This is a genomic window from Geodermatophilus sp. SYSU D00815, assembly GCF_054050035.1.
In genome coordinates this window covers 213,516-235,289 of sequence record NZ_JBJGYO010000007.1, presented here as the reverse complement: position 1 = coordinate 235,289, position 21,774 = coordinate 213,516, and the positions used below count along the sequence as shown (strand labels likewise).

General features: G+C 76.6%; 20 protein-coding genes. 14 read left to right on the top strand and 6 right to left on the bottom strand.

The features are described 5' to 3' along the window. Positions 1 to 18: 18 nt before the first annotated feature. The 10 genes from ACI78S_RS11280 to ACI78S_RS11235 are packed head-to-tail and all read left to right on the top strand — an operon-like array spanning position 19 to position 9,219. Positions 19 to 1,563 carry a uroporphyrinogen-III synthase gene (locus ACI78S_RS11280; protein WP_456973204.1) on the top strand — a complete coding sequence of 515 codons (1,545 nt, stop codon included), beginning with the start codon at positions 19 to 21 and terminating at the stop codon, positions 1,561 to 1,563. Next, positions 1,560 to 2,549 (top strand): porphobilinogen synthase, encoded by a 990-nt coding sequence (gene hemB / locus ACI78S_RS11275; RefSeq protein ID WP_456973202.1) that lies wholly within the window; start codon positions 1,560 to 1,562, stop codon positions 2,547 to 2,549. Before ACI78S_RS11280 ends, hemB begins: the two co-directional genes overlap by 4 nt. Then, positions 2,546 to 3,046, top strand: coding sequence for a hypothetical protein (locus ACI78S_RS11270; RefSeq protein WP_456973200.1), 501 nt, complete (start codon positions 2,546 to 2,548; stop codon positions 3,044 to 3,046). Before hemB ends, ACI78S_RS11270 begins: the two co-directional genes overlap by 4 nt. Beyond that, the gene (hemL, locus tag ACI78S_RS11265; protein ID WP_456973198.1) at positions 3,043 to 4,416 is read left to right on the top strand and encodes a glutamate-1-semialdehyde 2,1-aminomutase; all 1,374 of its coding nucleotides are present in this window, start codon (positions 3,043 to 3,045) and stop codon (positions 4,414 to 4,416) included. Before ACI78S_RS11270 ends, hemL begins: the two co-directional genes overlap by 4 nt. Next, positions 4,413 to 5,051 (top strand): histidine phosphatase family protein, encoded by a 639-nt coding sequence (locus ACI78S_RS11260; RefSeq protein WP_456973196.1) that lies wholly within the window; start codon positions 4,413 to 4,415, stop codon positions 5,049 to 5,051. Before hemL ends, ACI78S_RS11260 begins: the two co-directional genes overlap by 4 nt. After that, positions 5,048 to 5,620, top strand: coding sequence for a TlpA family protein disulfide reductase (locus ACI78S_RS11255; RefSeq protein ID WP_456973194.1), 573 nt, complete (start codon positions 5,048 to 5,050; stop codon positions 5,618 to 5,620). The genes ACI78S_RS11260 and ACI78S_RS11255 overlap by 4 nt, the downstream gene beginning before the upstream one ends. Before the next feature lies 1 nt (position 5,621). After that, positions 5,622 to 6,443 (top strand): cytochrome c biogenesis CcdA family protein, encoded by an 822-nt coding sequence (locus tag ACI78S_RS11250; protein ID WP_456973192.1) that lies wholly within the window; start codon positions 5,622 to 5,624, stop codon positions 6,441 to 6,443. Continuing rightward, positions 6,440 to 8,044 (top strand): cytochrome c biogenesis protein ResB, encoded by a 1,605-nt coding sequence (resB, locus tag ACI78S_RS11245; RefSeq protein ID WP_456973190.1) that lies wholly within the window; start codon positions 6,440 to 6,442, stop codon positions 8,042 to 8,044. Before ACI78S_RS11250 ends, resB begins: the two co-directional genes overlap by 4 nt. Further along, positions 8,041 to 9,024 carry a c-type cytochrome biogenesis protein CcsB gene (gene ccsB, locus ACI78S_RS11240; protein WP_456973188.1) on the top strand — a complete coding sequence of 328 codons (984 nt, stop codon included), beginning with the start codon at positions 8,041 to 8,043 and terminating at the stop codon, positions 9,022 to 9,024. Before resB ends, ccsB begins: the two co-directional genes overlap by 4 nt. A 48-nt stretch (positions 9,025 to 9,072) precedes the next feature. After that, positions 9,073 to 9,219, top strand: coding sequence for a hypothetical protein (locus ACI78S_RS11235; RefSeq protein ID WP_456973186.1), 147 nt, complete (start codon positions 9,073 to 9,075; stop codon positions 9,217 to 9,219). 27 nt (positions 9,220 to 9,246) lie between these two features. Here ACI78S_RS11235 and ACI78S_RS11230 read toward each other — a convergent pair whose 3' ends face one another. Then, positions 9,247 to 9,474 (bottom strand): hypothetical protein, encoded by a 228-nt coding sequence (locus tag ACI78S_RS11230; protein ID WP_456973184.1) that lies wholly within the window; start codon positions 9,472 to 9,474, stop codon positions 9,247 to 9,249. 109 nt (positions 9,475 to 9,583) lie between these two features. On the opposite strand from ACI78S_RS11230, the gene ACI78S_RS11225 reads away from it, so the two are divergent. Further along, positions 9,584 to 10,024: an Lrp/AsnC family transcriptional regulator gene (locus tag ACI78S_RS11225; protein WP_456973182.1), complete on the top strand. Its 441-nt coding sequence runs from the start codon at positions 9,584 to 9,586 to the stop codon at positions 10,022 to 10,024. Further along, positions 10,005 to 10,376, top strand: coding sequence for a DUF4229 domain-containing protein (locus ACI78S_RS11220; protein ID WP_456973180.1), 372 nt, complete (start codon positions 10,005 to 10,007; stop codon positions 10,374 to 10,376). Before ACI78S_RS11225 ends, ACI78S_RS11220 begins: the two co-directional genes overlap by 20 nt. Before the next feature lie 76 nt (positions 10,377 to 10,452). Here the strand turns inward: ACI78S_RS11220 and ACI78S_RS11215 are convergent, their stop codons facing one another. The 3 genes from ACI78S_RS11215 to menE form a co-directional block, all read right to left on the bottom strand. After that, positions 10,453 to 12,933 carry an aminotransferase class I/II-fold pyridoxal phosphate-dependent enzyme gene (locus tag ACI78S_RS11215; protein WP_456973178.1) on the bottom strand — a complete coding sequence of 827 codons (2,481 nt, stop codon included), beginning with the start codon at positions 12,931 to 12,933 and terminating at the stop codon, positions 10,453 to 10,455. 83 nt (positions 12,934 to 13,016) lie between these two features. Beyond that, the gene (locus ACI78S_RS11210) at positions 13,017 to 13,889 is read right to left on the bottom strand and encodes a 1,4-dihydroxy-2-naphthoate polyprenyltransferase (protein WP_456973176.1); all 873 of its coding nucleotides are present in this window, start codon (positions 13,887 to 13,889) and stop codon (positions 13,017 to 13,019) included. Beyond that, entirely contained in the window at positions 13,889 to 15,022 is a 1,134-nt protein-coding gene (gene menE, locus ACI78S_RS11205) for an o-succinylbenzoate--CoA ligase (protein ID WP_456973174.1), read from the bottom strand. Before menE ends, ACI78S_RS11210 begins: the two co-directional genes overlap by 1 nt. Before the next feature lie 61 nt (positions 15,023 to 15,083). On the opposite strand from menE, the gene ACI78S_RS11200 reads away from it, so the two are divergent. Beyond that, a complete protein-coding gene (locus tag ACI78S_RS11200; RefSeq protein ID WP_456973172.1) occupies positions 15,084 to 16,049 on the top strand; it encodes an o-succinylbenzoate synthase in 966 nt (321 codons plus the stop codon). Next, positions 16,046 to 17,743 carry a 2-succinyl-5-enolpyruvyl-6-hydroxy-3-cyclohexene-1-carboxylic-acid synthase gene (menD, locus tag ACI78S_RS11195; protein WP_456973170.1) on the top strand — a complete coding sequence of 566 codons (1,698 nt, stop codon included), beginning with the start codon at positions 16,046 to 16,048 and terminating at the stop codon, positions 17,741 to 17,743. The genes ACI78S_RS11200 and menD overlap by 4 nt, the downstream gene beginning before the upstream one ends. Here menD and ACI78S_RS11190 read toward each other — a convergent pair. Together ACI78S_RS11190 and ACI78S_RS11185 are read right to left on the bottom strand one after the other, a co-directional pair. Beyond that, positions 17,740 to 20,403, bottom strand: a complete 2,664-nt coding sequence (locus ACI78S_RS11190) for a putative bifunctional diguanylate cyclase/phosphodiesterase (protein WP_456973168.1) — start codon at positions 20,401 to 20,403, stop codon at positions 17,740 to 17,742. The two genes, menD and ACI78S_RS11190, sit on opposite strands and share 4 nt — an antisense overlap. A 96-nt stretch (positions 20,404 to 20,499) precedes the next feature. Next, entirely contained in the window at positions 20,500 to 21,768 is a 1,269-nt protein-coding gene (locus ACI78S_RS11185; protein ID WP_456973166.1) for an isochorismate synthase, read from the bottom strand. Between the last annotated feature and the right edge of the window lie 6 nt (positions 21,769 to 21,774).

Here is a 21,774-nt window from a genome sequence, read left to right as displayed (position 1 = left end):
AGAAAGCAGGAGCACCCGATGACCCGCAAGACCGCCGGCGCGCCGGCCGGCAAGGTCGTCTTCGTCGGCGCCGGTCCCGGTGACCCGGGGATGCTGACCGCCCGCGCGCACGAGGCGCTGGCCGCGGCCGGCGTCGTCCTCGTCGACCCCGAGGTGTCGGCCGCCGTGCAGGACGCCGTCCGCGAGAGCGCGCCGCAGGCCGAGCTGAACCCGGTCTCCGGGGAGCCGGCCGACGTCGCCAAGGCCGCGGTGGCCGCCGCCAAGGGCGGCGCGAGCGTCGTCAGGCTGGTCGCCGGTGACCCGTTCAACTCCGAGCACGCGGTCAAGGAGGTGCTCGCCGTCGGCCGCACCTCCGTCCCGTTCGACGTCGTCCCCGGCGTCGCGCAGGTCCCCGCCGTGCCGGCGTTCGCCGGCGTCGCCCTCGGCGGCAGCTGGCTGACCGCCGACCTCGGCGGCGAGACCGATCTCGCGCCGCTGGCCACCGCCGCGGCCGCCACGGGCAGCCCGCTGGTGCTGTCGGCGGCCGGCGTGGAGGAGCTGCCCGAGGCCGCCGGCCGCCTCGTCGAGGCCGGGCTGCCGGGCTCGACCCCGGTCGTCGTCACCTCCGGCGGCTCCGGCACGGGCCAGAAGAGCGTCGTCGGCAAGCTCGCCGCCGTCGCCGAGAAGACCGCCGGCCTGGAGGCGCTGTCCGGCGCCGTCGTGGCCACCGTCGGCGCCGCCGTCGACAAGCGGGCGAAGCTCTCCTGGTGGGAGAGCCGGCCGCTGTTCGGCTGGCGGGTGCTGGTGCCCCGCACCAAGGACCAGGCCGGCGAGATGAGCGAGCGGCTGCGCGCCTACGGCGCCGTGCCGGTCGAGGTGCCGACCATCGCGGTCGAGCCGCCGCGCAGCCCGGCGCAGATGGACCGCGCCATCAAGGGCCTGGTCACCGGCCGTTACGGCTGGATCGTGTTCACCTCGGTCAACGCGGTGAAGGCCGTGCGCGAGAAGTTCACCGAGCTGGGCCTCGACGCCCGCGCGTTCGCCGGCGTCAAGGTGGCCTGCGTGGGCGAGTCGACCGCCGACGCCGTGCGCGCGTTCGGCATCGTGCCCGAGCTGGTGCCCACCGGGCAGCAGTCCAGCGAGGGCCTGCTGGCCGACTTCCCCCCCTACGACGACGTGTTCGACCCGATCAACCGGGTGCTGCTGCCGCGCGCCGACATCGCCACCGAGACCCTGGCCGCCGGCCTGGTCGAGCGGGGCTGGGAGATCGACGACGTCACGGCGTACCGCACCGTGCGGGCGGCCCCGCCGCCTGCGCCGGTCCGCGAGGCGATCAAGGGCGGCGGCTTCGACGCGGTGTGCTTCACCTCGTCGAGCACGGTGCGCAACCTGGTCGGCATCGCCGGCAAGCCGCACGCCAAGACCGTCGTCGCGGTGATCGGCCCCGCCACCGCCGCCACGGCCCAGGAGTTCGGCCTGCGGGTCGACGTGCAGCCCGAGACCGCCGCGGTGGCGCCGCTGGTCGACGCGCTGGCGGAGTTCGCCGCCGCGCGCCGGGCCGAGGAGGAAGGCGGCGCGAAGTGAGCGGGGGCGCCAACCCCGGCTTCGCGCGCGGCCGTCGGTTGCGGTCGACGGCCGCGCTGCGGCGGCTGACCGCCGAGACGCGGCTGTCGCCGGCCGACTTCGTGCTGCCGGTGTTCGTCAAGGAGGGCATCGACGCGCCGGTGCCGATCTCCTCGATGCCCGGCGTCGTCCAGCACACGACCGACTCGCTGCGCAAGGCCGCGCACGAGGCGGCCGAGGCCGGCATCGGCGGGCTGATCCTGTTCGGCATCCCGTCGGAGAAGGACCCGGTCGGCTCGCAGGCCGACGCCGCCGACGGCATCGTCAACGTGGCGCTGCAGCAGCTCAAGGCCGACCTCGGCGACGAGCTCGTGCTCATGGCCGACCTGTGCCTGTGCGAGTACACCGACCACGGCCACTGCGGCGTCGTCACCCCGGCCGGGATCGTGGACAACGACCCCACGCTGGACCGGTACGCGGCCGTGGCGATCGCCCAGGCGCAGGCCGGGGCGCACGTCATCGCGCCCAGCGGGATGATGGACGGCCAGGTCGCGGCCATCCGCCGCGCGCTGGACGGCTCCGGGTTCACCGAGACGCCGGTGCTGGCCTACGCCGCCAAGTACGCCTCCGGCTTCTACGGCCCGTTCCGCGAGGCGGCCGAGGGGGCGCCGCAGTTCGGCGACCGCTCGACGTACCAGATGGACCCGCCCAACGCCGCCGAGGCGCTGCGCGAGGTGCGGCAGGACCTGGCCGAGGGCGCGGACGCCGTCATGGTCAAGCCGGCGCTGGCCTACCTGGACATCATCCGGCAGGTCGCCGACGCCGTGGACGTGCCGGTCAGCGCGTACCAGGTCAGCGGCGAGTACGCGATGGTCGAGGCGGCCGCGGCGAACGGCTGGATCGACCGGCAGCGGGCGATCCTCGAGACGCTGACCGCCATCCGCCGCGCCGGCGCCGGCACGGTGCTCACCTACTGGGCGGTGGAGGCCGCGCGCTGGGTCCGATGAGCTACGTCGAACCCGGCGGGTCGTGGCGGCCGTTCTGGCTGGTCGCGGCCGCGCTGGCCGTGTTCCTGGTCGCCGACCTCGTCCTGCCGGGCCCCGACGTGCCGCCGGTCGTCTGGGTGCTCGCCGTCGTCGCGGTGCTGGGCGTCGTCGCGGGCGGCGTCGTCTCGGCCCGCCGGGTGTGGACCGTGCGGGTCGACGCCGACGGCCCGGACGCCGCCCTCGCCGTCGGCCGGGAGCGGGTGCCGCTCGCCGACGTCGACGCCGGCCACCTGCGCGCCGTCCGGGACGGCGCGGCGGGGGTGGACGCCGGCGCGCCGGTGCTCGGCGGCGGCTGGTCGGTGCCGAAGGGGCGCACCGGCCTGCCGCTGAGGCTCGCCGACGGCCGCACCGTGCTGGTGCCCACCCGCGACCCGGCGGCGCTGACCACCGCACTGCTCACCGCCGCGCCGGACACCCCCGACGGCGGCTCAGGAACAGAGGGGACACTGGACCGGTGACCTCGTTGGACGCCCCCCGCTACACCTACGAGGCCCCGGTCTCGGCCGACCTCTTCGCCCGTGGCCGGCAGGTCATCCCGGGCGGGGTGAACAGCCCCGTGCGCGCCTTCCGCGCCGTCGGGGGCACCCCGCGGTTCATGGCCTCGGCCTCCGGTGCGTACCTCACCGACGCCGACGGCCGCCGCTACGTGGACCTGGTCAGCTCCTGGGGCCCGATGCTGCTCGGCCACGCCCACCCGGCCGTGGTCGAGGCCGTGGCCGCCGCCGCGCGGCGCGGGCTCTCGTTCGGCGCGCCCACGGAGGCCGAGCTCGAGCTGGCCGAGGAGATCCTCGCCCGCATGCCGTCGGTGCAGCGGGTCCGGCTGGTCAACTCCGGCACCGAGGCGGTCCTCTCCGCGATCCGGCTGGCCCGCGGCGCCACCGGCCGCCCGCTGGTGGTGAAGTTCGCCGGCCACTACCACGGCCACGTCGACGCGCTGCTCGCCTCGGCCGGCTCCGGCGTCGCCACGCTGGGCCTGCCCGACACCCCCGGCGTCACCACCGGCGCCGCGGCCGACACCGTCGTCCTGCCCTACAACGACGTCGCCGCGGTGGAGCGGGTCTTCGCCGAGCGCGGCGGCGACATCGCCTGCGTCATCAGCGAGGCCGCCGCCGGCAACATGGGCGTCGTCCCGCCGCTGGACGGCTTCAACGCCGAGCTGCGCCGCATCACCGCCGCGCACGGCGCGCTGCTGGTGCTCGACGAGGTGATGACCGGCTTCCGGGTCTCCCGGTCGGGCTGGTACGGCCTCGACCCGGTGGACGCCGACCTGTTCACCTTCGGCAAGGTCATGGGCGGCGGGCTGCCCGCGGCCGCGTTCGGCGGCCGCGCCGACCTGATGGACCAGCTCGCCCCGGTCGGGCCGGTGTACCAGGCCGGCACGCTGTCGGGGAACCCGGTCGCCGTCGCCGCCGGCCTCACCACGCTGCGACACTGCACCGACGAGGTCTACGCGCGCTGCGACGAGGTGGCCGCGGTGCTGCGCGGCGCGGCGAGCGCGGCGCTGTTCGCCGCCGGGGTGCCGCACCGCGTGCAGCAGGCCGGGAGCATGTTCAGCGTCTTCTTCGTGCCCGACGAGCGGCAGGTGCGCGACTACGACGACGCGCGGACGCAGGACGTCGCCCGCTACACCGCGTTCTTCCACGAGATGCTCGCCCGGGGCGTGTACCTGCCGCCGTCGGCGTTCGAGGCGTGGTTCGTCAACGCAGCGCTCGAGGGCGCGGCGCTCGACCGCGTGCTCGACGCGCTGCCCCACGCCGCGCGGGCCGCGGCCGCCGCGTCCGGGCCGGCCCCGGACGTCGCCCCCGACGACGCGGAGGCCACCCCGTGACCGCGGAGACCACCGTCGTCCACATGCTGCGGCACGGGGAGGTCTTCAACCCGCAGAAGATCCTCTACGGGCGGCTGCCCGGCTACCGGCTGTCCGAGGCCGGGGAGGCGATGGCCGGCAAGGCCGCGCAGTGGTTCCTCGACAAGGACGTCACCCACCTCGTCTCCAGCCCGCTGGAGCGCGCCCAGCAGACGGCGGCCCCGATCGCCGAGCAGCTCGGGCTGGAGATCGGCACCGACGAGCGGCTGGTCGAGGCCGGCAACGCCTTCGAGGGCCTGCGGGTCGGCGTCGGCGACGGCGTGCTGCGCGCGCCGCAGCACTGGTGGAAGCTGCGCAACCCGTTCCGGCCGTCGTGGGGCGAGCCGTACGTCGAGATCGCGGCGCGGATGCTCGCCGCGGCCGAGGCGGCCCGGGACGCCGCCCGCGGGCACGCCGCCGTCTGCGTCAGCCACCAGCTGCCCATCTGGACCCTGCGGCTGCACGTCGAGGGCCGCCGGTACGCGCACGACCCGCGCCGGCGGCAGTGCGGCCTGGCCAGCGTCACCTCCCTGGTCTTCGAGGGCGACCGGGTGGCCCGGGTCGAGTACGCCGAGCCCGCCGGCGCGACCGATCCCGACGCGGTGCCGGGGGCATGAGGCGGCTGTTCGGCGCCCTGGCCGGCGCCGCGCTGCTGGTCGCCGGGTGCTCGACCGGCTCCGACGCCGTCGACGTCAACAACGGCGGGGAGTTCCGGTTCGTCGCCGGCACCCCGGCCGGCGAGGTGATCGCGCAGGACGAGCGGCAGGCCGCGCCGGAGTTCTCCGGAGAGCTGCTCGACGGCGGTGACTTCCGGTCGGCCGAGCTCGACGGCGACGTCGCGGTGATCAACTTCTGGGGCTCCTGGTGCCCGCCCTGCCGGGTGGAGTCGCCGGAGTTCCAGGAGGTCTACGCCGAGGTCGAGGCCGAGGGCGTGCAGTTCCTCGGGATCAACGTCAAGGACGACCGCCAGCTGGCCCAGGCCTTCGTCGACAGCAAGGCGATCACCTTCCCGTCGCTGTTCGACCCGCGGGGCGAGGTGGCGCTGGCGTTCCGGGACTACCCGGCGAACGCAATCCCGTCCACCATCGTGCTGGACCGCCAGGGGCGCGTGGCCGCCGTGTACACCGCGGTGGTGCAGCAGGAGGACCTGCGGTCGGTCCTGTCGCTGGTGACCGGGGAGGGCTGAGGTGGGGGAGACCTTCAGCCGCCTGGTCACCGACGGCCCGCTGCTCGTCGGCGCCGCCGTCGCCGCGCTGGTCGGGCTCATCAGCTTCGCCTCGCCGTGCGTGCTGCCGCTCGTGCCGGGCTACCTGTCCTACGTCACCGGGCTGGTCGGCACGGGCACCAGGACGACGGCGGCGGCGGTCCCGGCCGGTGGCGGCACGGCGACGGCCCTGCGCACCGGGACCGACGAACGCTCCCCCCGCGGGCGGATGGTGCTCGGCGCGCTGCTGTTCGTGCTCGGGTTCACGCTGGTCTTCGTGGCGTTCGGCGCCGCGTTCGGCGGGCTGGGGCGGCTGCTGCTGCAGTGGTCCGACGTCCTCAACCGGGTGTTCGGCGTCGTCACGATCGCCATGGGGCTGGCCTTCCTCGGCTGGCTGCCGTTCCTGCAGCGCACCGCCCGGCTCTCGGCCCGGCCGGTGGCCGGGCTGGCGGGCGCGCCGCTGCTCGGCATCGTCTTCGGCCTCGGCTGGACGCCCTGCCTGGGGCCCACGCTGGCCGCGGTGAACTCGCTGGCGTACGCAGAGGCTACCGCCGGCCGCGGCGCCCTCCTCGGCGTGGCCTACTGCCTGGGGCTGGGCGTCCCGTTCGTGCTGGTCGCGCTGGGGGCGCGCTGGGCGATGGGCGCGACGTCGTTCCTGCGCCGGCACGCCCGCACGGTCACCCGGGTCGGCGGCGTCGTCCTCGTCGTCGTCGGCGTCCTGCTGGTGACCGGTCTGTGGACCGAGCTCATGCAGTGGCTGCGCGCGTGGATCGCGGCCAGCGGCTTCGGGGAGTCGGCCCTGTGACGGTCCTCGACCCACCGCGGACGTCGCCCACCCCGCCGCAGCCCACGCCCGCGCATCGGCGCGTCACCGGGCCGCTGCTGCGCTGGTGGCGCCGGCTCACCGCGATGCGCACGGCCATCGTGCTGCTGTTCCTGCTCGCGCTGGCGGCGATCCCGGGCTCGCTGCTGCCGCAGCGCTCGCTGTCGCAGAACGCCGTCGCGGAGTACTTCACCGAGCACCCGACGCTGGCACCGGTTCTCGACCGCCTCTACCTGTTCGACGTCTTCGGCTCGCCCTGGTTCGCGGCGGTGTACCTGCTGCTGTTCGTCTCGCTGATCGGCTGCGTGCTGCCGCGGGCGGTCGAGCACGCGCGGGCGCTGCGGGCCGCGCCGCCGGCGGCGCCGCGCCACCTGCTGCGGCTGCCCGACTCGACGAGCGTCGGGACGTCGCTGCGCGGGAGCGAGGCGCTCGACGTCGTCGAGGAGGAGCTGCGGGTCCGCCGCTACCGGGTGGTGCGGCGCGAGGGGAAGGCCGGCCCGGAGCTCTCGGCGGAGAAGGGGCTGCTCAAGGAGACCGGCAACCTGCTGTTCCACCTCTCCCTGGTGGCCATGCTCCTCGGCCTGGCCGGCGGCAAGCTGTGGGGCTACGAGGGCAGCATCCTGGTCACCGAGGGGCAGGGCTTCTGCAACTCGTTCCAGCAGTACGACACCTACTCCTCCGGCGCCCTGGTCGAGGGCGGGGACCTCTCGCCGCTGTGCGTCGACCTCGACGACTTCGAGGCCGAGTACGAGGAGAACCTCACCGCCGCGTCGTACACCGCCGACATCCGCTACGGCGCGCCGGGCGAGGAGGGCCGGGAGACCACGATCGGCGTGAACGACCCGCTGCGGGTCGACGGCGACCGGGTCTACGTGACCGGGCACGGCTTCAGCCCGACGTTCACCGTCACCTTCCCCGACGGGACGTCGTTCGAGGAGCTGTCCGTCCCGTTCCTGCCCTCCGACCAGGCCACGATGGCCAGCCAGGGCGCGCTCAAGCTGCCCGACGTCCCGGGCCAGGACGACCAGCTGGCCCTCGAGGGCTTCTTCGCGCCCACCGGCACGGTGTCGGGCGGGATCCTCACCTCCATCGACCCGCGGCCGCTGGCACCGCAGGTCGCGATCGTCGTCTACCGGGGCTACCTCGGGCTGGACTCGGGGATCCCGCAGTCGGTGTACTCGCTGGACGCCTCGCAGATCGACCGGGGGCGGCTCTCGCGGGTGGGTGAGGCGAACCTGGCGGCGGGGGAGTCGGTGACCCTGGACGACGGCACCACGATCACCTTCACCGGCTACAAGGAGTTCGCGGCGCTGCAGTTCTCGCACGACCCGGGCCAGGTGTGGGTGCTGGCCGCGGCGATCGCGATGCTCACCGGGCTGCTCGGCATGCTGTTCGTGCGCCGCGAGCGGTTCTTCGCCCGGGTCGCCGACGGGCCTGGTGGCAGCGGTACCGTGCTCTCGCTGGCCTCGTTGACGAAGGGCAGCGGTGAGCCCGGCCCGCGGTTCGGCGCGCTGACCGGCGACCTGCGGGCAGCCCTGGACGAGCGCTCGTCCGCCCCCGGACCGAAAGGCACCGACGCGTGACCACTGACCAGACGCTGGCCGACCTGTCGGACGCGTTGTTCTCGATCAGCGTCGGGCTCTACTCGCTCGCCGTCGTGGCGTTCTGCGCCCAGCTGGCGTTCGGCCGCCGCCCGGCCCGGGCGCGGCCCCGCGAGCTGGTGGGCGCGGGCGCGCCGGCCGAGCCGGCGCCGTCCACCCCCGAGGAGGTCGCGGCCGAGCCGCGCGACGGGCGCCGGTGGGGCGCCGTGGCGATGCTGCTCACCGCGCTGGGCATCGTCGCCCACGCGGCGATCCTGGTCACCCGCGGCATGGCCACCGACCGGCTGCCCTGGGGCAACATGTACGAGTTCGCGACGGCGACCGTCCTCGTGGCCGTCATCGCGTACTGGGTGTTCGCGCTGCGCTCGCCGGGCCTGCGGCACATCGGCCTGTTCGTGCTGGTGCCGGTGGTGCTGGGCATGGTCGGCATCGGGCTGTGGCTCTACGCCGACGCGGGCCCGCTGGTCGCCGCGCTGCGGTCGAGCTGGCTGGCCGTCCACGTGTCGACGGCGATCCTCGGCTTCGGCATCTTCTTCGTCAGCGGCATCGCCAGCGCGCTGTACCTGGTGCGCTCGCGGCGCGAGGCGAGGGTGGCCGCCGGCGACGCCGGGGAGCCGGCGGTGCCGGGCATCCTCGACCGGCTGCCCTCGGCCGCGGCGCTGGACCGCGTGGCGCACCGCACGGCCGTCTTCGGGTTCCCGATCTGGACGTTCGCGGTCATCGCCGGCGCGATCTGGGCGGAGAGCGCCTGGGGTCGCCCCTGGGGCTGGGACCCCAAGGAGACCTGGGCGTTCATCGCGTGGGTGGTCTACGCGGGCTACCTGCACGCCCGCACCACGGCGGGCTGGCGGGGCCGGCCGGCGGCGTGGGTCAACGTCGTCGGGCTGGGCGTGATGATCTTCAACCTGCTCTACGTGAACATGGTCTCGACCGGCCTGCACAGCTACGGCGGCGTGAGCTGAGCTCGACCGCCCCGTGACGGATCGCGGGGCGCGTGCTTCCATGCCCCCATGGGCAGGGACGACGCTCCGCAGCGCGGCGAGATCGGGTGGCCCGCGCCGCCCCGCAAGGGCGAGTTGCTGGGCTGGCCGGGGGACCTGACGGTCGACGACCGCGCCGACGGCCGGCTGCCGTCGCCCCCCGTCGGAGCGCCGTGAACCCGGCGGACCGGGCGGCCGCGCCGGTCAGGCGCCGGGGTTCTCGCCGCGGCTGCGCCGCCGGTCGAGCTCCCGCAGGAACTCCGGGTCGTCGTCGGGTGCGACGGGACGGCGCGGACGCTGCGGCCGCTGGGGCCTGACCCGCGGCGGTCGCGGGGCGGACAGGCCACCGCCGTTGCCCGCCGCGGTCGCGGCGCGCATGAGCAGGACCACCACGCCGACCGCCACCAGAAGCACCACCAGGAACGCCGCCACCGGCACACCACCCCCAAGTCCGTCCCCAATGTACGTCCGCGTGAATACTCGGTGGCGGGCAGCGAGCACCGCTGCCGCGAACCCAGGACGGAGAAGCACCATCGACGCCGTGGACCGGCAGCTCATAGACCTGCTGCGTGCCAACGGGCGGGCCAGCTATGCCGAACTCGCCCGGCAGGTGGGTCTCTCGTCCCCCGCCGTGCACGAGCGGGTCGGCAAGCTCGAGGCGGCCGGGGTGATCACCGGCTACCGGGCGGTGGTGGAACCGACGGCGCTGGGGCTCGACGTCACCGCGCTCGTCGGTGTGATCGAGAGCGACTCGGTGGACGAGACCGGTGTCGAGGAGGCGCTGCGCGCCATGCCGCAGGTCGAGGACTGCTGGCGGGTGGCCGGCAGCGAGGGCTACGTCCTCAAGGTCCGGGTTCGCGACATCCCCGCCCTGGAGGCCAGCATCAGCGCGATCAACCGGATCCGGGGCGTCGCCCGCACCCGGACCACCGTCGTCCTGTCGACGAAGTGGGAGGGCCGCCATGGCCGAGCCGACGCCTGAGGCGGTGCCCACCGGACCGGTCCCGGCCGGTCCCGGCCCGTCCGCGCCCTCCGGCCCGTCCGGTCCCGACGGCGGACCGGCCACGCCGCCGCGGGTGGCCCCGTGGCTGCTGCTGTACACCTTCGGCCGGCTGGCGATCGTCGCCGCGCTGGTCGCGGTGCTGTGGGTCGCCGGGCTCGGGAGCTACGCCGGCCTGCTGTTCGGCGTGCTGCTCTCGATGCCGATCGCCTACCTCGTCCTCCGTCCGGTCCGCGACCGGCTCGCCGAGGCGCTGGCGGCGCGCAGCGTGGCGCGGCGCGCGGCCAAGGAGGACCTGCGCGCCCGCCTGAGCGGCGAGGGACCCGCCGCCTGATCCACCGGGCGCGAGGAGGACCTGGTCCGCCAACCGCCGACCGGTCCCCTGCGCGGCCGGAGCGGCCGCACACCGGTCAGGCCGGCACGACCGTCTCGCTGACGCGGGCGAGCACGTCCATGTTGAACGTCTCGGTGGCCTGCACGTAGGCCCACCGCCGCTGCGGCCTGGCGCCGAAGCGCGACTTCTGCAGGTCGGCGCTCATCCCGTACAGCACGTGCGGCAGCCCGTGCCGCTGCGCGCTGCGCAGCGCCTGGAAGAGCAGCTGCTGGTAGCTGTTGTGGGTGGGCACGTAGGAGTAGTCCAGGCCGACGAAGACGGGGGCCACGTGGCCGTCCTCGCCGGGGAACACGTGCTGGGCGGCGAACGCCACCGGACCCGACGCCCGGTCGGGCAGGTGCAGCAGCACGACCTCCCACCCCGGTGACTCCAGGACGGCGTCGACCACCCGCCGCGGCAGCGGGAAGACGTTGAGCTCGAACGAGCGGGCGTGCACGGCGCGGTACATCCGGTACAGCTCGTCGCGCACGCAGGGCTTCACGGCCCGCGCGTCCGGGCTGCCGCCGGGGAGCACCTCCACCCGGTAGGCCGGCTCCCACGCCAGCACCCGGGTGCGCTGGTGGTAGCGGTGCTTGCGGGTCAGCTGCCGGAGGAAGGCCTCGTCGTCGGCGAAGTCGACGTCGCGGTGCCAGGTGCTCCAGATGGGCAGCCGGATGAGGCCCTCGCCGAGCAGGAAGTCGTGCAGCTCGGCGTCGTCGGGCAGGTCCCGCAGGACGACGCCGGCGGCGGCGGCCAGGTCCTCCTCGTGCCGGGCGGCCCGCAGGACCATCCGCAGGGCGCCCCGCCAGTCGCGACCGCGGTCGAGGTACAGGTGGTCGCCCTCGGTGAGCAGCGAGCCCATGCCGACCATGGTCGAGGTCAGGTGGTAGCTGTCCGCCGTCTCGATGCGCCGCCGCTCGATCTCGCGGGAGACCGCGGCGGAGGACAGCATGTCGTCCTTCCACAGGGCCGTCGTGAAGAAGGTGGCCGCCACGGGCGCGCCGTCGTCGTCGCGGACGACGAAGTAGTGGAAGTCCCACGCGTCCTCGGTCTGGCCGGCCGCCCCGGTGCCGCCGGTGTCGAACACCGACTCGAGGGTCCGCAGCGCCGCGGCGGAGAAGGCGCCCCGGCCGCCGAGCAGCCGGTCCCACTCCGCGGCGTCCACCGCGGTGATGGAGCGGTGGTGCTCCAGGCGCAGCGACGGCTGCGTGCGCGGCCGGCCCGGCGCCTTCTCCGCGCCCAGCACCCTGCGGCCGCGCAGCTGCCGGGCGAAGGCGCGGTGCAGGTCGTCCACCGAGGCGCCCTCGTCGGTGATCGCGGCCGGCAGGTGCTCGGCCAGCGCGGCGACCATGCCGGCGACGTCGTCCTCGGTGTGGTGGGCGGTGATCGTCAGCCGGGCGCCGCTGCGCTTGGCCGGCACCGCCGGGAACGAGGCGGTGTTGACGTGGAACCCGGCCGAGCGCAGCCGCTCCACCAGCCGGTAGGCGACCGACGAGACCCCGGCGCCCACGCAGCGGATCGGCGTCTCCGACTCCGACACGACCGGCAGGCCGGCCTCCGCGGCGAGCCGGTTGAACAGCCGGACGCGGTCGAGCAGCAGGGCCTGCCGCTCGGCGACCTCGGGGCCGAGGTGCAGCCGGGCCGAGGCGAGGATCGCCCCGAGCATGGGCGGCTGCACCGGCCCGGAGAAGATCAGCGGTCCGCCCACCCGGAGCACCCGCCCGCGGGTGGCCTCGTCGGGGAAGGTGATCGCCCCGCCGGACGCCGCGAACGACTTGTTCAGCGACGCCGCCACGACGGTGCGGGAGAGGGTCTCGGGGGCCAGGTGCTCGAGGGCGTGCCCCCGGCCGTGCCGGCCGGTCCACGAGACCGCGTGGGCGTCGTCGACGTAGAGCCAGAGGTTCTCGTACCGGGCCGCGAGCTCGTCGAGCTCCGCCGTCGGCATGAGGTCGGCGTACATCGAGTACAGCCCGTCGGCGGCGTACCAGACCCGCCGGTGCGTCCGCCGGTAGGCCTCCAGCCGCTTCTCCAGCGTGCGCAGGTCGCTGTGCGGGACCAGCTCCACCTTCGCCCCGCCGGCGGCCACCAGCTTGGCCGCCGTCTGCACCGAGTTGTGCACCTGGTGGTCGAGCAGCAGGACGTCGCGCCCGCCGATCAGCGTCGGCAGCGTGGCCAGGTGCCCCATGCTGGTGGACGGCGTGACGATGACCCCGCGGCCGAAGAGCCCGGCCAGCGTCTCCTCCACCTCGCGGTACAGCGGCGCGGAGGCGTAGACGCGCGAGGAGGAGAACTGCGTGCCGTAGCGCTCGACCGCCTCGTGCACGCCGGCCTTGAGCGCGGGGTGCATCTCCAGGCCCAGGTAGGAGCAGGAACCGAAGTTGACCATCCGGCGCCCGTCGATGGTCACGTGCCGGCCGTCGAGGGAGCCGTCCTCGACGTGGTTGAGCAGCAGTCCTCGCCGCACGCCGTCGGAGACGACCTCGTCGACGGCGTTGAGCACGTCCTCAGCAGTGGCCACCGGATCCCCCTACGTCGCGCCTGCTTCTAGACTCCCTACGGCTGGAGCGGGGCCTCCCCGGTGAATCTTCCGCGACTTTCACCTCATCCGGTGACCGCCAGACCCCCTCCGAGCAGCACTCCTGTCGCCAGCGTGACCAGCCCGGTGCCCTGCAGGGCGCCGATGAGCGCCGGACCGCGACCCCCGCCGAGCACCGTCCGCGCAGGTCGGACGGCGAGTGGGACGGCCAGCAGCGCGATCAGCGCCCACGGGCGCGCCAGCCCGATCAGGACGACGACGACGAAAGTTGCCGCCAGCAACCCTACGTACCCCAGCCGGGTCGCGCGGTCGCCGACGACGACGGCGAGCGTGCGCTTGCCGGCGGCGGCGTCCCCCTCGATGTCGCGCAGGTTGTTGACCACGAGGATCGCGACGATGGTCAGCCCCACCGGGACGGCGGCGGCGAACGCCAGCCCGTCCAGCGACCGGGTCTGCACGAACGTCGTCCCCACGACGGCGACCAGCCCGAAGAAGACGAAGACGAAGACCTCGCCGAGCGCCCGGTAGCCGTAGGGGAGCGGGCCGCCCGTGTAGGTCCAGGCGGCGAGGATGCACACCGCGCCGACCGCGACCAGCCACCAGCTCGACAGCGCCGCGAGCACCAGCCCCGCCACCGCGGCGACCGCGAACGCCAGCAGCGCGGCCAGCAGCACCTGCCGCGGCGTCGCCGCGCCGGAGCCGACCAGCCGCATCGGCCCGACCCGGTCGGCGTCGGTGCCGCGGGTGCCGTCGGAGTAGTCGTTGGCGTAGTTGACCGCCACCTGCAGCGCCAGCGCGACCACCAGCGCGAGCAGCGCCGGGACGAGCCGGAACCCGTCGAGCGCCGCCGCGACCCCGGTGCCGACCAGGACCGGGGCGACCGCGGCGGGCAGGGTCCGCGGCCGGGCGCCGGCCAGCCACTGCGCGGGGGTGGCCATCAGCGCAGCTCTTCCGCGACGCCGCGGCGGTCCGGCTTGCCGGTGTGCAGCAGCGGGACCGCGGCTATCGTGTGCAGCTCCCGCGGGGCGGCGGGCGCGCCGAGCCGGTCGGCGACCCACGCGCGCAGCGCGGCCAGCGTCGGCCCCGCCCCCGGCGCCGGGACGACCGCGGCGACCACGCGCTGCCCCCACTCCGCGTCTGGCCGGCCGAAGACGACGGCGTCGGCGACGGCGGCGTGCTCGCGCAGCGCCGCCTCCACCGCCTGCGGCACCACGTTGACCCCGCCGGTGATCACCACGTCGTCCAGCCGGCCGTGCACCGTCAGCCGGCCGTCGGCGTCCACCGACCCGGCGTCGCGGGTGCGGAACCAGCCGCCGGTGAACGCCTCGGCGGTCGCCGCCGGGTCCGACCGGTAGCCGAGGGCCAGCGTCGGCCCGGCGATCTCCACGCCGTCGGCCACCCGCACGCGCACGCCGTCGAGCGGGACGCCGTCGTACACGCAGCCGCCGGCGGTCTCTGTCATGCCGTAGGTCGTCACGACGGCGACCCCGGCGGCGCGCGCCCGGTCGAGCAGCGCCGGGTCGGTCGCCGCGCCCCCGACCAGGACGGCGTCGAACCCCGCCAGCGCCGCGGGCTCCTCGTGCAGGTAGCGGCGCAGCTGGGTCGGCACCAGCGCGGTGTAGCGGCGGCCGGCGGGCATCCGCGCGGCGGCCGCCGCCAGCGGCTCGCCGTCGCCCAGCACGGTGGGCCGGCGGCCGGCGACGACGCCGCGGCAGAGGACCTGCAGCCCGGCGATCGCCGACACCGGCAGCGCCAGCAGCCACGCCCCGGGGCCGCCGAGCCGCTCCAGGGCGGCGGTGGCCGAGGCGGTCAGCGCCGCCGCCGGCAGCAGGACCCCCCGCCCACCGCCGGTGGACCCGGAGGTCACGACGACGAGGTCGGCGCCGGGCTCCAGCGGCTCGTCCGGGCGGAGCACGGCGCGCGCGGCCGCGACGGCCGCGGGCGGCCCGGCCGGGAGGACGGCGAGGGGCGCGGATCCGGCCAGGCAGGCGCGCACCGCGGGCTCGACGACGCCGAGCACCTCGGCCTCGGAGCGGCCGGGCGCTCGCAGGAGGGTGAGCTGCCGGGCCACGGGCGCCAGGCTACGTCCCTGCCGGGCTGGGCTGCGGCCCTGCCGAACTACGCTGTTCCGCGTGACCGCCCCGGCCGCCGGCAGCCCGGACGCCGGCGCGCTGCCGGTGCAGGTCTACCGCGTCCCGTTGCGCGCGCGGTTCCGCGGCATCGACGTCCGCGACGGCGTGCTGGTGCACGGCCCGGCCGGCTGGGGGGAGTTCTCCCCGTTCTGGGACTACGACGTCGCCGAGAGCCGCCGCTGGTGGGCCGCCGCCGAGGAGGCCGCGGTGCACGGCTGGCCCGACCCGGTGCGCGACGCCGTCCCGGTGAACGTCACCGTGCCGGCCGTCGGGCCCGAGCGGGCGCACGCGCTCGTCGCCGCCTCCGGCTGCCGCGCGGCCAAGGTGAAGGTCGCCGAGCCCGGGCAGACCGCGGCCGACGACCTGGCCCGCGTGGAGGCGGTCCGCGACGCGCTCGGCCCGGCCGGCGGGATCCGCGTGGACGCCAACGCGGCGTGGGACGTCGACACCGCGGTCCGCCGCCTCCGCGAGCTCGACCGGGTCGGGCTGGAGTACGCCGAGCAGCCGTGCGCGACCCTCGACGAGCTCGCGGCGCTGCGCCGGCGGGTCGACGTCCGCGTGGCCGCCGACGAGGTGGTGCGCCGCTCGGCCGACCCGCTCGCGGTCGACCTGCGGGAGGCGTGCGACGTCGTCGTCCTCAAGGCGCAGCCGCTGGGCGGGGTGCGCGCCGCGCTGCGGGTGGCCGAGGCGCACGGCCTGCCGTGCGTGGTGTCGAGCGCCCTGGAGTCGTCGGTGGGCATCGCCGCCGGCGTCGCGCTGGCCGCGGCGCTGCCGGAGCTGCCCTTCGCCTGCGGGCTGGCCACCGTCGCGCTGTTCACCGAGGACGTCACCAGCGCACCGCTGCTCCCGGTGGACGGCGCGCTGCCGGTCACCCGCCCGGAGCCCGACCGGCTGCCCGCGGTCGCGGCCGACCCGGAGACCGGGGCCCGCTGGCAGGCCCGCCTCGACGCGGTGCGCGCCGCGTGAACCCCTCCACCGCCCTCGCGCGGGTCCTCGTCGACGAGCTGGTGCGCGGCGGCGTCACCGACGCCGTGCTGGCGCCCGGCTCGCGCTCGGCGCCGGTGGCGCTCGCCCTCGCCGCGGCCGAGCGGGCCGGCCGGTTGCGGCTGCACGTGCGCATCGACGAGCGGACGGCGGCGTTCCTCGCCCTCGGCCTGGCCAAGCGGTCGGGCCGGCCGGTGCCGGTGCTGACGACGTCGGGGACGGCGACGGCGCACCTGCACGCCGCCGTGCTGGAGGCCGACGCGAGCGGGGTGCCGCTGCTGGCGCTGACCGCCGACCGCCCGCCGGAGCTGCGCTCCACCGGCGCCAACCAGACCATCGACCAGCCGGGGCTGTACGGCGGGGCGGTGCGCTGGGCGGCCGACGTCGGCGTGCCGGAGGCGGGCCGGGAGCAGGCGCAGAACCGGTACTGGCGCTCGCTGGTGGCCAGGGCGCTGCTGATCGCGGGCGGGGCGCTGTCGGCCGAGCCGGGGCCGGTGCACCTCAACCTGCCGTTCCGCGAGCCGCTGCTGCCGGAGGAGGAGCCGCCCGCCGAGCCGGCGGCCCCCTGGGCCGGGCGCGCCGACGGCCGGCCGTGGACCGAGGCCGCCCCGGCGCCGGTGGCCGTGCGCTCCGCGCCGTCCGGGGTGCCGCGCACCCTCGTGATCGCCGGCGACGCGCCCGACGCCCTCGGGCACGCCGCCGCGGTGCTCGCCGACGAGCGCGGCTGGCCGGTCGTGGCCGAGCCGAGCAGCGGCGCGTGGGGCGCGGCGGGGGTGGTGCGCTGCGGACCGCTCGTGCTCGGCGTCCCGGGGTGGCTGCGCGAGCACCGGCCCGAGCGGGTGCTCGTCGTCGGCCGGCCGACGCTCTCGCGGCCGGTCTCGGCGCTGCTGGCCGACCCCGCGGTGCGGGTCGAGACGGTGGCGGCCAGCCCCCGCTGGGCGGACGCGCCGCGCAGCAGCGAGCTGGTCTCCCTCGGCACCGCGGTCGACCCGCCGGCCGAGGCGCTGGCCGAGGGGTGGCTGGCGGCGTGGTGCGCGGCGGCCGCCGACGTCGGGGCCGCGGTCGACGCCGTCCTCGACGACGCCCCGGGGCTGAGCGCCGCCCGGCTCGCCCGCGACGTCGTCGCCGCGCTGCCGGCCGGTGCCCTGCTGGTGCTGGGGTCCTCGACGCCGGTCCGCGACGTCGACCGGCTCGCCGTCCCGCGCGGCGAGCTCACCGTGCTGGCCAACCGCGGGGTGGCCGGCATCGACGGCACGGTCTCCACCGCCCTCGGCGCCGCGGCCGCGCACGACGGCCCCGCGTTCGCCCTGGTCGGCGACCTCACCTTCCTGCACGACCTGACCGGCCTGCTCGCCGGGGACGGCGAGCGGCTGCCCGACCTCACGCTCGTCGTGGCCGACAACGACGGCGGTGGCATCTTCGCCCAGCTCGAGCCGGGCGAGGACCGCCACGCGGCCGACTACCGCCGGGTGTTCGGCACCCCGCACGGCCGCGACCTGGTCGACGTCGCCCGCGCGCTGGGCTGGGCGGCCACCTCCGTGAGCGAGCCCGAGCAGCTGGCGGCGGCGCTGGCCGACGGCGGACCCCGGGTCGTCGTCGTCCGCACCGACCAGCACGCGGAGGCGCGGCTGGCCCGCGACCTGCGCGCGGAGGCCGCGCGCGCCCTGGAGGTCTAGGCCGGGGCCCCGGCCGCCGCCCCGGCCAGGAGCCGCTCGGCCTCCGCGGCCGGCAGGGCGGCGGAGAAGAGCCAGCCCTGCGCGAGGTCGCACCCCTCGGCGCGCAGCAGGTCGCGCTGCTCCTCGTGCTCGACGCCCTCGGCGACGACCTCGAGCCGCAGGCCGTGCCCCAGCTGGACCAGCCCGTGCACGATCGCCGCGTCCTGCCCCGGGCCGCTGAGCAGCCCGACGAAGGACCGGTCGATCTTGAGCACGTCCACCGGGAAGGCGCGCAGCCAGCTCAGCGACGAGTAGCCGGTGCCGAAGTCGTCGAGCGCGATGCGCAGGCCCATCCGGCGCAGCTCGGCCAGCTGCCGCCCCACGGCCTCGGGGTCGGCGATCAGCGCGGTCTCGGTGACCTCGAGCACGAGCGTGCCCGGGGCCACGCCGCTGTCGACCAGGACGCGTTCCACGTCGCCGAGGAACGCTTCGTCGGCGAGCTGCCGGGCGGACACGTTGACCGCCATGGTGAGCCCGGTGCCGTGGGCGCGCTGCCAGCGCGCCGCCGTCCGCGCCGCCTCGGCGAGCACCCAGCGGCCGATCGGCACGATCAGCCCGGAGCCCTCGGCGACGGGGACGAACCGGTCGGGGCCGACGGGACCCAGCGTGGGCGAGCACCAGCGCAGCAGCGCCTCGAAGCCGACGACCCGGTCGGTGGCCAGGTCGATCACCGGCTGGTAGGCCAGCGAGAGCTGGCCGCCGTCGAGGGCGCCGGCGAGCTCGCGCTCCAGCTCGATCCGCTCCAGCTCGGCGGTGCGCATGCCCGGCGTGAAGGCGACCCACTGCCGGCGCCCCGCGGCCTTGGCGCGGTACATCGCGATGTCGCCGTCCCGGAGCAGGCTGTCGGGGGTGGCGTCGGGCTCGGCGACGACCAGCCCGATGCTGGTGCCCACCGAGACCGACGAGCCGTCGAGGTCCACGGGCCGGGCCAGCAGCGCGAGGAGCCGGTCGGCCATCGCCTCGGCGTCCGCCGGGCCGCTGGGGGTGTCCTCCAGCAGGACCGCGAACTCGTCGCCGCCGAGGCGGGCCACGGTGTCGCCGGCGCGCACCACCTGCTGCAGCCGCGCGGCGACCGCCCGCAGCAGGTCGTCGCCGGCCTGGTGGCCGAGGCTGTCGTTGACGTCCTTGAAGCCGTCGAGGTCGAGGCAGAGCACCACCGGGGCGCCGCCGGTGCGCCCGGCCCGCCGCAGCGCCTGCTCTGCCCGGTCGAGGAAGAGCCGGCGGTTGGCCAGGCCGGTGAGGCCGTCGTGGAAGGCCTGGTGCGCCAGCTCCCGCTCGGCCAGCTTGCGCCGCGTGATGTCGTAGACGCTCACCACGACCCCGGCGACGTCCGGGTCGTCGGACAGGTCGACGGCGCGGCCGCCGAGCCACAGCGGCCGGCCGTCGTCGGTGCGGCCCTCGAGCTCCAGCTCGACGGCGGTGCCCGGGCGGCGGCGGGTCCGGTCCAGCACGGTGTGCGCGGCGACCGGCACCACGCCGAGTGCCGACAGCAGGCCGGGGAAGTCGTCCCCGGCCACGGCCGGCCGCCCCAGGAGCTGGCCGAGGGACGCCGAGTCCGCCGTCAGCCGGCCGTCCCGGTCGACGACGACGACGGCGTCGGAGGTGTTGAGGGCGAGGGCCTCGAACCGCCGCGCCTGCGAGCGCACGGCCGCCCAGGCGCGCTTCCCGTCGAGGGCCAGGGAGCGGGTGCGGACCGTGCCGAGCGCGAGCAGGACGCCGTAGGTGCACAGGTAGGGCAGCGGGTCGATCCGCTCACCGCGGACCCAGTCGAGGACCTCCAGGGTCGCCGGCACCGTGAAGGGCACGGTGCTCAGCGCCAGCCGCCAGCCGCCGTGGCCGAGGGCGCGCCGCGACTGGTCGGGGACCGGGGTGGACCGGACCCACGGCACGGCCGCCAGCAGGACCATGCCGGCCAGGTGGGCCGTCCGCGGCAGGCCGCTGTCGACGCCGGAGGTGACCATGGCCAGCCGCCCGACGTCGGCGGCCAGCCAGCAGCCCGACCCCAGGAACCCGAGCAGCGCCGCCACCCGGATCCGCCCGTCGAGCACGACCCGCCACGCCACGAGGCCCACGAGCACGGCGCCGAGCACGGGGTAGCCGAGCAACAGCGCGCGGTCCAGGCCGCCGAGCCCGCATGCGGCGAGCGCCTCGGCGGCGCCGCTGCGGTGCACGACCAGCAGGGCGACCGCGAGGGCGGCGCAGCCGTCGAGCAGCGCGTGGAGGGCCGCGCCCTGCCGGCGGCGACCGCCGACGGTGCCGCCCAGCGCCATCGCGGCGAGGGTGCCGTACCCGGCCACCCGCAGCAGGTCGGCGACGGAGACGCCGGGTGGGGTGCCGGTGCCCCACTCGACGCCCTGCGCCACCACGTCGGCGAGCGCCGCGGAGGTGAGGGTCAGCGCGGTCCACGGCACGCGCCCGCGGCGCAGCGCCCGCCGGCGCACGCCGACCCAGGCGGCCGCCGCCGCGCCGACCGCGACGGTGAGGGCGGCGACGCCGCCGGCGACGGAGCGCGGGCTGAGCGCGACGGTCGCCAGCAGGAGCAGCACGGCGAGCACGAGCACGCTGCGGGGCGCGGCCGACCGCAGGCGGTCGGTCCCTCCTGCGGAGCTCGGGGCGGTCACCGGAACGTGATCGGTGCGGAAACCGCCGGCCTGGAGCGGACCGCCCCTCACGGGTGAGATCGGCCGGGGGCGCCGAGGCCGGCCCGGGCCGCCGGGTCAGCCCTCCAGCGCGGCGCGGAAGGCGGCGAACTTCGCCTGGGTCTCGGCCAGCTCGGCGGCCGGGTCGGAGCCGGCGACGACGCCGCAGCCGGCGAACAGCCGGGCGTTGCACGGGTCGTCGGCGGAGATCTCGGCGCAGCGCAGCGCCAGCCCGAACTCGCCGTCCCCGCGGGCGTCGAGCCAGCCCACCGGCCCGGCGTAGCGGCCGCGGTCCATGCCCTCCAGCTCACCGATGAGCGCGACCGCCTCGGCGGTCGGCGCGCCGCCGACGGCCGCGGTGGGGTGCACGGCGCCGATCAGCTCGAGCAGCCCCGCCCGGCTGCTGCGCCGCTGCACCCCCCGCACGTCGGTGGCCAGGTGGCGCACGTTGGCGAGGGTGAGCAGCTCCGGCTCCGCGGGCGCCGACAGGGTGGTGCAGTAGGGCTGCAGCGCCTCGACCAGCGACCGCACCGCGAACGCGTGCTCGGCGCGGTCCTTGGCCGAGGTCAGCAGCTGCGCGGCCAGCCGCGCGTCGTCGTCCCCGGCGCCGCGCGGCGCGGTGCCGGCCAGCACGCGCGCCGAGAGCTCGCGGCCGGTGCGCCGCAGCAGCAGCTCGGGGGTGGCGCCGAGCAGCCCGTCGACGGCGAAGGTCCAGCAGCCGGGGAAGCGCGCGGCGAGCCGGCGCAGCAGCCGGCGCGGGTCGAGCGGGACGTCGGAGGTGACCAGCAGGTCGCGGGCGAGCACCACCTTGGCCAGGTCGCCGGCGGTGATCCGCTCGACCGCGGCGGCGACCGCGGCGCTCCACCGCACCGGGTCCAGCACGCCGTCGGCATAGCGCAGCCGGCCCGGGTCGCCGTCGTCGGTCGAGGACCGGACGGCGGCGGCCAGCGCGCGGCGCGGGTCGGCGCCCTCGGCCGTGGTCACCCAGGCGACGCCGCCCCGCCGGCCGACGACCACCTCGGGGACGACGAACACCGACGTCCCGCCGACCGGGTCGAACGCGATGCTGCTGAACAGGACCGGGCCCGAACCGGGGACGCCGATCCGGTCGTCGACCACCGCGCCGGCGGTGTACGCGGCCCACCACCGAGCCGCCTCGGCCAGCGCGCCCGGGCCGCTCACCTCCAGGCGCGCGGCCTCGCCCCAGCCGACCAGCCCCTCGCCGTGGCGCACCCACGACAGCGCCCTCTCGGACGGCAGCGCGTCGAGCAGCGCCGGCGAGCCCTCGAGCCGGGTGGAGGCGAACGCGCGCGCGGCCTCCGGCGAGGTCACGGCGGCCGCGGTCACGGGTCC